The sequence below is a fragment of the Micromonospora sp. DSM 43699 genome (assembly GCF_055517075.1).
In genome coordinates, this window is the sequence record NZ_JBTMMT010000006.1 from 138,926 (window position 1) to 149,982 (window position 11,057).

An 11,057-nucleotide genomic window follows, 5' to 3' on the forward strand; every position below is an offset into this window, starting at 1 on the left:
GGAAGTACCGAAGCTTGTCGTCGTCGCTCATCGGGCCGCACCTGCCTCGATCCGGGGGTCGGTCATGTCAGGAGATTCCAAACTCTTTGCTGATGAAGTCGAAGATCTCGTCGTCGCTGGCTGATTCGAGATCGGGCCGGTCCTCCTCGGCGGCGGGACCGTCGGCCAGGTCGGACACCTTGGCCAGCAGGTCGCGCATCCGGGCGGTGAACCGCTCCCGGTTCGCCGGATCGAGGGGAATGCTGGTCAGCAGGCTCTCCACGGTGTCGATGCCCTGGAAGAGGGGCTGGGTGGAGGGGGCCTCCCCGGCGGTGATCTCGCTGGCCAGCTTCTCCGCGAGCGTGGTCGGCGTCGGGTAGTCGAAGACCAGCGTCGCCGGCAGCCGCAGCCCGGACAGGCTGTTCAGGCGGTTGCGCAGGTCCACTGCGGTGAGCGAATCGAAGCCGAGCTCGGTGAAGAGCCGGCCCGGATCGATGGCGTCGGCGCCCGCGTGGCCGAGGACGGCGGCGATGTTCGCCCGCACCACGTCCAGGACGACCTTGAGCCGCTCCGGCTCGGCCAGGCCGGCCAGCCGCTGGCTGAGCGGCACCCCACCGGCCCGGGTGCCGGACCCGTCGACCGAGCGTCGCAGCGGCACCCGGACCAGGGCCCGCAGCATCGGCGCGAGGGCACCGGACTCCGCCTGCGTCCGCAGTGTCCCGACGTCCAGCCGCATCGGCACGATCGCCGCGGCGTCGAGCCGCCAGGCCGCGTCGAACAGGTCCAGGGCCTGCTCGGTGGGCAGGCCGGCGGCGCCCTGCCCGGTGATCCGCCGCACGTCCGCGTCGCCGAGGTGGCCGGTCATGCCGCTGGCCTGCTCCCACAGACCCCAGGCGAGGGAGATGCCGGGCAGCCCCCGGGCCCGTCGGTGCGCGGCGAGGGCGTCGAGGAACGCGTTCGCCGCCGCGTAGTTGGACTGGCCGGCGCTGCCGAGGGTGGCCGCCGCCGAGGAGAAGAGCACGAACGCCGCGAGGCCCGCGCCCTCGGTGAGTCGGTGCAGGTGCCAGGCGGCGTCGATCTTCGGCACGGCCACCGCGTCGAGGCGTTCGGGGGTCATCGACTCCACCACGCCGTCGTCGAGGACGCCGGCCGCGTGCACCACGGCGGTGAGCGGGTGCGCGGCCGGCACCCCGGCGAGCAGCGCGGCCAGGGCGTCGGGATCGGCGGCGTCGCAGGCCGCGACGGTCACCTCCGTACCGGCGGCGGCCAGTTCGGCGACAAGGTCGCCGATGCCCTCGGCAGCCGCGCCGCGCCGGCCGGCCAGCAGCAGGTGCCGCATGCCGTGGGTGGTGGCGAGGTGCCGGGCCAGCAGGCGACCCAGTACCCCGGTGCCGCCGGTGATCAGCACGGTGCCGTCCGGGTCGACGTCGCCGGAAAGCGGCTGCACCCCCGCGGGGACCCGGCCGAGGCGCGGGGTGCGCAGCTGCCCGGCCCGCAGGGCGAGCTGCGGTTCGCCCGAGGCGACCGCAGCGGCCAGCGCGGCAGCGCTGTCGGGGTGCTCGTCGAGGTCGACGAGTTGCAGCCGGCCCGGGTGTTCGATCTGGGCGGTGCGCAGCAGTCCCCACACCGGGGCCTGCCGCAGGTTGACCACGGCCTGCTCCCCCGCCACGACCGCGTCGCGGGTGACCAGCACCAGGCGGGACTCGGCGAACCGGTCGTCGGCGAGCCAGGTCCGCAGCCCCGCGAGCGTACGGTGCGCGGCGGCCCGCGCCTGCCCGGCCAGCGCCGGGTCGGTCGGGTCGCCGGTCCCGCCGACGGGGACGATCACCGCCTCGGGCGCGGCCCCACCCCCGGCGAGCAGGTCCCCGAGGGAGTCCAGGCCCACGTCGGTGCGTACCCGCACGCCCGCCGCCTCGCAGGCGGCGCTGAGGGCGAGGTCGTCGCCGCCGAGCACCGCCCACCGGGTGGCGGCGGGCACCGGGCCGGTGGGCAGCGGCAGCGCCGGCCAGTCGACCTGGAACAGCGACTCCTGCCGACCGGAACGGGCCGCGCCGAGCGAGTCGCCGGAGACCCGGCGCATGATCAGCGAGTCGACGTGCATGACCGGGGTGCCGGTGGCGTCGGCCACCTGGAAGGACACCCCGACCTCGCCGGCCGCCGCGACGCGTACCCGCAGGGCGGTGGCACCGGCGGCGAGCAGGGTGACCCCGGTCCAGGCGAACGGCAGCCGCGGTGCGGCGGCGTCGGCGCCGTCGCCCATGCGGCCCAGGAAACCGCCGATCGACATGGCCTGGAGCGCGCCGTCGAGCAGCGCGGGGTGCACGCCGAACCGGCCCGCCTCGCTGTGCTGGTCGGCCGGCAGCTCCACCTCCGCGAAGACCTCGTCGCCGCGCGTCCACGCCGCGCGCAGGCCCCGGAAGACCGGCCCGTAGCCGAAGACGCTCGTCTCGAGGCCGGCGTAGAAGCCCTCGGACGGGACGGGGGTCGCGCCGGGCGGCGGCCACACCCCGAGGTCGAAGCCGGGGGTGCCCGCGTCGGCGGGCCGGGGGCCGAGCAGGCCGGTGGCGTGGCAGGTCCAGCCGACGTCGGCCAGGATCTCGTCCGAGCCCTCCCGGTACGGCCGGGAGTAGAGCTGGACGCCGCGCCGACCGTCGTCGTCCCGGTCACCGACCAGCAGCTGCACCTGGAGCGCGCCGAGTTCGGGCAGGACGAGCGGGGCGAGCAGGGTCAGCTCCTCCAGCCTCGGGCAGCCGGCCTGCTCGCCGGCGTACGTGGCCAGTTCGACGAAGGCGGTGCCGGGCAGCAGGACGTTGTCCATCACCCGGTGCTCCCCGAGCCACGGGTGGGTACGCACCGACAGCCGGCCCGTGAAGACCATCCGCTCGCTGTCGGGGAACGTCAGCGTCGCGCTGAGCAGCGGGTGCCCGGCGTCCTGGAGGCCGGCGGAGCTGACGTCCTGCACCCGGTGCGCGGGCGGGTCGAGCCAGTACCGCTGGTGGTCGAAGGCGTACGTCGGCAGCGGCACGACCTCGGCCTCCGCCAGGACCCGGGTCAGGTCCACGGGCAGGCCGATGGCGTGCGCGGTGGCCAGGTTGGTCAACAGCCGGGTCGGGTCGTCCTCACCCCGCCGCAACGTACCCAGGACATGCCCCGCCACCCCCGCGTCGTCCAGGATCGCCGTCACCGGCATCGTCAACACCGGATGCGGGGAAACCTCCACGAACGTGCTGTGCCCCGCCGCGACCGCCACCCGCACCGCCGCATCGAACTGCACCGTCCGCCGCAGATTCTCGTACCAGTAGTCGGCATCCATGGTTTCCGGCCCGACCCAATCCCCGGTCAGGGTCGACACGAGCCGGACGTGACCCGCCTGCGGCTTCACCCCCGACAGATCCGCACGCAACTGCTCGGCAACCTCCTGCACCGCCGGCGAATGCGACGCATAATCCACCGGAACCAACCGCGCCCGCACCCCGTCGGCCTCACACGCCGCGACCAGGTCGGCCACCGGCTGCGGCGGACCGGACACCACCACCGTCGCCGGACCGTTCACCGCCGCCACCCCCACCCCGGGGAACCCCACCAACCGCTCGGTGACCGCCTCCACCGACAGATCCACCGACGCCATCGCCCCCGAACCCCGCAACACCCCCAACGCCCGCGACCGCAACGCCACCACCCTCGCCGCATCCTCCAAGGACAAAATCCCCGCCACACACGCCGCACCGATCTCACCCTGCGAATGACCCACCACCACCGCCGCAGACACCCCCACGTGCTCCCACACCGCCGCCAGGGCTACACCCACCGCCCACAACACCGGCTGGACAACCTCCACCCGCCCCAACCACGACTCGTCATCCCCGGTCAACACCGACACCACATCCACATCCAGATACGGCCCCAACGCCCGCTGACACTCCGCCAACCGCGCATCGAACACCGGCACCCGACCCACCAAACCCGCCGCCATCCGCACCGACTGACCACCCTGACCCGGAAACACGAACACCGGACCAGCACCGTGCCCCGAGGCGGATCCCGTCACGACATTCCCCGCCGGGGAACCCGCCGCCACCGCCTCCAACCCGACGAGCAACTCCTCGACGCCCGCCCCGACCACCGCCGCGCGCTGATCGAAGATGGACCGCGTGATGGCAAGGGACCAACCGACCGCCGACCGGTCGATGTCGTGATGCATCCGCGCATACTCGGCGAGACGAGCGGCCTGCCGGGCCAGGGCGGCCTTCGACCGCGCCGACAACGGCCACACCACCACGTCCGAGTCGACAAGCCCCGGGGCGGCGTCCACGGCCACCTCGTCGACCTCGTCGGCCTGCTCGACGATGACGTGCGCATTCGTGCCGGAGATACCGAACGACGACACCGCCGCCCGACGCGGCCGCCCCACCACCGGCCACGGCCGCGCCTCGGTCACCAACTCCACCGCACCCGCCGACCAGTCGATATGCGGCGACGGCTCATCCACATGCAACGACGCCGGCACCACCCCGTGCCGCATCGCCTGCACCACCTTGATCACACCCGCCACACCAGCAGCCGCCTGCGCATGCCCGATGTTCGACTTGACGGACCCGAGCAGCAGCGGCCGGTCGACGGGCCGGTCCTGCCCGTACGTGGCCAGCAGCGCCTGCGCCTCGATCGGGTCACCCAGGGTGGTGCCGGTACCGTGCGCCTCCACCACGTCCACGTCGGCCGTGGACAGCCGGGCGCTGGCCAACGCCTGCCGGATCACCCGCTGCTGCGACGGACCGTTCGGCGCCGTCAACCCGTTCGACGCACCGTCCTGGTTCACCGCCGAACCACGCACCACCGCAAAGACCTTCCGACCCTCCCGACGGGCATCGGAAAGCCGCTGCACCAACAGCATGCCCACACCCTCGGACCAGCCGGTACCGTCCGCCGAAGCAGCAAACGACTTACACCGCCCGTCAGCCGCCAGCCCACGCTGCCGGGAGAACTCGATGAAGGCGGTAGGGGTGGCCATCACCATCACGCCCCCGGCGAGGGCCATGTCGCACTCGCCGCGACGCAGCGCCTGCCCGGCCCAGTGCAGGGCCACCAGGGACGACGAGCAGGCGGTGTCCAGGGACACGGCCGGTCCCTCCAGCCCGAACGTGTACGCCACCCGTCCGGAGATGACGCTGCTGGTGAGCCCGGTCAGCGCGTAGCCCTCGGTGCCCTCCGGGGCGAACGCGAGCAGGCTGGCGTAGTCCTGCCCGCTGGTGCCGACGAACACGCCGGTGCTGCTGCCCCGTGCGGTCGCGGGGTCGATGCCGGCGGACTCGAAGGTCTCCCAGGTGGTCTCCAGCAGCAACCGCTGCTGCGGGTCCATGGCGAGCGCCTCGCGCGGGCTGATGCCGAAGAATCCGGGGTCGAACCGGTCGACGCCGCTGAGGAAGCCGCCGCCCCGGGTGTAGAAGGTGCCGGTGGCGTCGGGGTCGGGGCTGTAGAGCGAGTCGAGGTCCCAGCCCCGGTCGGTGGGCAGGTCGGTGATGGCGTCGACCCCGTCGGCGACGAGGTGCCACAGGTCGTCCGGGGACCACACCCCGCCGGGCAGCCGGCAGGCCATGCCGATGATCGCGAGGGGCTCGTCGTCGCCGACGGGGACGGTGGTGGTCGTGGGTCGCACGGGTACGGGCGTGCCGGCGATCTCCGTTCCCAGGAAGACCGCCAGGTCGTACGGGTTCGGGTAGTCGAAGACGAGGGTGGCCGGCAGGCGCATGCCGAACGCGTTGTTCAGCCGGTTACGCATCTCGACGGCGGTGAGCGAGTCGAACCCGAGCTCGTTGAACGCCCGGCGCGGCTCGATCGCCCCCGGGTCGGGGTAGCCGAGCACGGCGGCGGCCTGGCCCCGGACGATCTCGACCAGCGCGGCGAGCCGGTCGGTGTCGCCGAGAGCCGCGAGTTGTCGGACGAGAGACGCGCCAGTGGTGGCCGCGGCGGCGCGGGCGGGGGTACGGATCAGCGCCCGGTACAGGGGCGGGACGCTGCCGGCGAACTGCACCTTCATCGCGGCGAGGTCGAGGCGGGCGGGGACGAGCGCCGCGTCGGGGGTCCGGCAGGCGGCGTCGAAGAGGGCCAGCCCCTCCTCGGCCTCCATCGCGGCGACGCCGGAGCGGGAGATCCGGTTGAGGTGGACGTCGTCCAACTCGGTCGTCATGCCGCTGCGGTCGGCCCAGAGGCCCCAGGCGAGGGTGAGCGCGGCGAGGCCGTGCGCCCTGCGGTGGTGGGCCAGCCCGTCGAGGAACGCGTTGGCGGCGGCGTAGTTGCCCTGGCCGGGGCCACCGGCGGTGGCCGCGAGGGACGAGTACGAGACGAACGCCTTCAGGTCGAGGTGGGCGGTCAGCTCGTGCAGGTTCCAGGCGGCGTCGACCTTCGGCCGCAGGACGCCGTCCATCCGCTCGGGGGTGAGCGAGGGGATGATGCCGTCGTCGCGGACGCCGGCGGCGTGGATGACGGCGGTGAGCGGGTTCTCCGCCGGGATGGCGGCGAGCAGCTCCGCGACGGCCTCCCGGTCGGCGACGTCGCAGGCGGCGACGGTGACGGTCGCGCCGAGCGCCTCCAGGTCGGCGCAGAGTTCGGCGACTCCCCCGGCGGACCGGCCCCGCCGGCTGGTGAGGATCAGGTGCCGGACGCCGTGGACGGTCACCAGGTGCCGGCTCATCAGCTGGCCGAGGGTGCCGGTGGCACCGGTGATCAGGACGGTCCCGTCGCCGTCGAAGGGGGCGGCGGGCGGCTCGGCCCGGGCGGGGACCCGGTTGAGCCGGGCGCCGGCGGCGACGCCGGCCCGCACGACGATCTGCGGCTCGTCGGTGGCGAGGGCCGGCACCAACGCGGCAGCGCAGCCGGCGATGTCGTCGACGTCGACGAGCACGAACCGGTCGGGGTTCTCCGACTGGGCGGAGCGCAGCAGGCCGATCACCGCCGCGCCGGCCAGGTCGGTCAGGTCGGCATCCCGCACGGTAGCGACGGCACCCCGGGTCAGCACGACGAGACGGGAGTCGGTGTACCGGTCGTCGGCGAGGAACTGCTGGAGCACGGCGAGTGCCCGGTGGGTGGTCTCCGCGACCGCCCGGGGCAGGTCGGCCGGCCCGGGCGGGTCGAGGAAGGGCACGACCAGCACGCCGGGGGTATCGGCACCGTCGTCCAGCGCTGCGGCCAGGGCGTCCAGGTCGGGGTACGCCGCGACGGCCGTCCCGGTGGCGGCGACGGCGTCGGCGAGCCCGCCGTCGGTGCCGACCACCGCCCAGGCGACGGTGGCCGGGGCGGCGGGCGGGGCGAGCGGCGCCCACTCGATGCGGAACAGCGACTCGGTGTCGCCGCCCCCGGCCGCCCGGAGCTGGTCGGCGGAGACGGGCCGCAGGACGAGGGAGCCGACGGAGATGATCGGGGTGCCGGTGACGTCGGCCAGCACCAGGGAGATGCTGTCGGTGCCGGTGTGCGTGACGCGGACCCGGGCCGCCGCCGCGCCGGCGGCGTGCAGGGCGACGTCGTTCCAGGAGAACGGCAGTCGGCCGTAGCCGGGCGGGATGTTCGCCCCGGTCGGGGCACCGCCGGGCGGGGTGAGGCCGAGGGTGTGCAGGGCCGCGTCGAGCAGCGCCGGATGCAGGCCGTACGCGCCGGCCTCGGCGGCGGGCGTCTCGGGCAGCGCCAGTTCGGCGAAGACGTCGTCGCCGCGCCGCCAGGCCGAACGCAGCGCGATGAAGGACGGACCGTAGTCGTAGCCCTGCGCCGCGAGGTTCAGGTACAGGTCGTCGGTCGCCACCTCGGTCGCGCCGGCGGGCGGCCAGGCGGCCAGGTCGGACCAGCCGGCGGGGCCGCTGGACCCCGCCGGCCCGCTGGCCAGTACGCCGCTGGCGTTGCGGGTCCAGGCGCGCTCGCCTGAGGCACCGTCGGTGGGCTCGCCGTCCGGGGCGGAGTGCAGCGACACGGACCGGCAGCCGGTCCCGTCGGCCGGACCGATCCAGAGCTGGATGTCGACCCCGCCGGTCTCCGGCAGGATCAGCGGCGACTCCAGGGTGAGTTCCCGGAGGTGGTCCGCGCCGACGTGTGCGCCGGCCTGGAGGGCGAGTTCGACGAAGCCGGTGCCGGGCAGCAGCACTGTGTCGAACACGACGTGGTCGCTGATCCACGGGTGGGTACGCCGGGCCAGCCTGCCGGTGAACAGGAAGCCCTCGGCGTGGGCGACCCCGACGGCGGCGCCGAGCAGGGGGTGCCGGGCGGGGCGCAGACCGACCGTGGTGACGTCCCCGGTCCACCCGGCACCGGCCTCGGGCCAGTAGCGCTGGTGCTGGAACGCGTACGTGGGCAGGTCGATCCGGGTCGCGCCGGTGCCGGTGAACCAGGGCCCCCAGGCGACCGGAACCCCGTGGACGTGCAGCTCACCAAGGGCGGCGAGCAGGGCCTCCACCTCGGACCGGTCCCGGCGCTGCGCGGCGACGGCGAGCACACCCCCGTCACCCGGCAGGATGTCGCCGGCCAACGCGGTCAGCACACTCTGCGGACCAACCTCCAGGAACGTGTCGACGCCAGCGGCCCTCAGGACAGCGATCCCGTCGGCGAAACGGACCGCCTCCCGCACATGCCGCACCCAATACTCCGCCCGGGTCAGCTCCTGCGGGTCAGCCAGCGCCCCGGTCAGGTTCGACACCACAGGCACCAACGGCGTCGAAAACGTCAACCCCTCCAACACCGCCCGGAACTCCGCCAACATCGGCTCCATCAACGGGCTGTGGAACGCGTGGCTCACCGTCAACCGACGCGTCCGCACACCCCGACCCCGCCACACCGCCTCCACCTCGTCCAGGGCGTCGGCCACCCCGGAGACGACCACCGCCGACGGACCGTTCACGGCGGCGAGGCCGACCCGATCGGTCCGACCGACAAGTGTCTCGGCAACCGCCTCCTCCGACGCGCCCACCGCGAGCATCCCGCCCCCGACCGGCAGCGCCTGCATCAACCGACCCCGCGCCGCCACCAACACACACGCATCGGCCAACGACAGCACCCCGACCACATGAGCAGCGGTGACCTCCCCGACCGAGTGACCACCGACGAAGTCCGGCACGACCCCGAACGACTCCACCAACCGGAACAACGCCACCTCGACCGCGAACAACCCCGCCTGCGTGAAGACGGTCTGATCCAACAACTCCGCCTCCACCGAACCCACCTCGGCGAACAACACAGCCCGCAACGGCTGCGGCAGGAGCGGGTCGAAATGGCCGCACACCTCGTCCAACGCGGCAGCGAACACCGGGAACGCCGCGTACAACTCCCGACCCATCCCGGCGCGCTGCGCACCCTGACCGGAGAAGAGCACCGCGAGCGAACCCCGGTCTCCGACCTGGCCGGCGACCACCGCGCCGGACGGCTCCTCCGCCGCCAGGGCGCGCAGCCCGGCCAGCAGGTCGTCCCGGGTCGTGGCGGCGACCACGGCCCGGTGGTCCAGCACGGACCGGGAGACCACCGACGAGAAGGCGACGTCGAGGGGGCGAAGGGCCTGGTCGGCGGCCACCCGGGCGGCCCAGTTACCCGCCTGGGCGGCGAGTGCGGCGGCGTCGCGGGCCGACACCGTCACCGGCACGACCGGGCGTGCCACCGTCGGCGCGGCGTCGACCTCGGCGGAGGCGGGGGCGGGGGCGGGGGCCTGCTCCAGGATGGTGTGCGCGTTGGTGCCGGACACCCCGAACGACGACACCGCCGAGCGGCGGGGACGGTCCACCGCAGGCCACGGCGTCGCCTCGGTGACCAGCTCGACGGCACCGGCGGACCAGTCGACCTGCGGGGTGGGCTCGTCGACGTGCAGGGTGGGCGGCACGACGCCGTGCCGCATCGCCATCACCATCTTGATCACACCGGCGATGCCGGCGGCGGCCTGCGCGTGCCCGACGTTCGACTTGACCGAGCCGAGCAGCAGCGGCTCCGCACCGCCCCGGTCCTGCCCGTACGTGGCGAGCAGCGCCTGCGCCTCGATCGGGTCGCCGAGCCGGGTGCCCGTGCCGTGCGCCTCCACCACGTCGACGCCGCCGGCGGAGAGGCCGGCGTTGGCGAGGGCCTGCTGGATGACGCGCTGCTGGGAGGGCCCGTTCGGGGCGCTCAGGCCGTTGGACGCGCCGTCCTGGTTGACCGCGCTGCCCCGGACGACGGCGAGGATCGGGTGGCCGTTGCGCTTGGCGTCGGACAGCCGCTCCAGCAGCAGGACGCCGACGCCCTCGGACCAGCCGGTCCCGTCGGCGGCGGCGGCGAACGCCTTGCACCGGCCGTCGGCGGCGAGGCCACGCTGGCGGGAGAACTCGACGAACGCAGCCGGGGTGCACATGGCGGTGACCCCGGCAACGAGGGCCAGGGTGCACTCCTGCTGGCGCAGCGCCTGGGCGGCAAGGTGCAGGGCGACCAGCGACGACGAGCAGGCGGTGTCGATCGTGACGGCCGGGCCCTCGAGGCCGAACGTGTAGGCGATCCGGCCGGAGACGACGCTGCCGGCGTTGCCGGTCATCAGGTGGCCCTCGAGGCCCTGCGCGGCGCCCATCAGCACGCCGCCGTAGTCCTGGCCGGTGCTGCCGGCGAAGACGCCGGTCCGACTGCCCTTCAGCGAGTGCGGGTCGATGCCGGCCCGTTCCAGGACCTCCCAGGAGGTCTCCAGCAGCCACCGCTGCTGCGGGTCCATGGCCAGGGCCTCGCGGGGGGAGATGCCGAAGAAGCCCGGGTCGAAGTCGGCCAGGTCGTGGACGAACCCGCCCTGCGCCGTGTACGTCGTACCGGGCCCGCCCTGCTCCTGGTCGCCGTCGTACAGGGACGCGAGGTCCCAGCCCCGGTCCTCCGGGAAGTCGGAGATCACGTCCTGCCCGGACGCGACCACCTCCCACAGATCCTCCGGCGTCCGTACCCCGCCCGGGAAGCGGCAGCTCATGGAGACGATGGCGACCGGTTCCTGCTCGCCGGCCTCCACCTCACGCAGCCGCTGCCGCGCCTGGTGCAGGTCGGCGGTGACCCGCTTGAGGTAGTCGAGAAGCTTCGCCTCGTTAGCCATGGACCGCCCGCTCCTTGTGTTG

1 protein-coding gene is annotated in these 11,057 nt (G+C 74.1%); it reads right to left on the bottom strand.

Translation table 11 applies throughout. The features are described 5' to 3' along the window. Positions 1–67: 67 nt before the first annotated feature. Positions 68–11,035 (bottom strand): type I polyketide synthase, encoded by a 10,968-nt coding sequence (locus tag AC0AIB_RS05470; RefSeq protein WP_465096155.1) that lies wholly within the window; start codon positions 11,033–11,035, stop codon positions 68–70. Between the last annotated feature and the right edge of the window lie 22 nt (positions 11,036–11,057).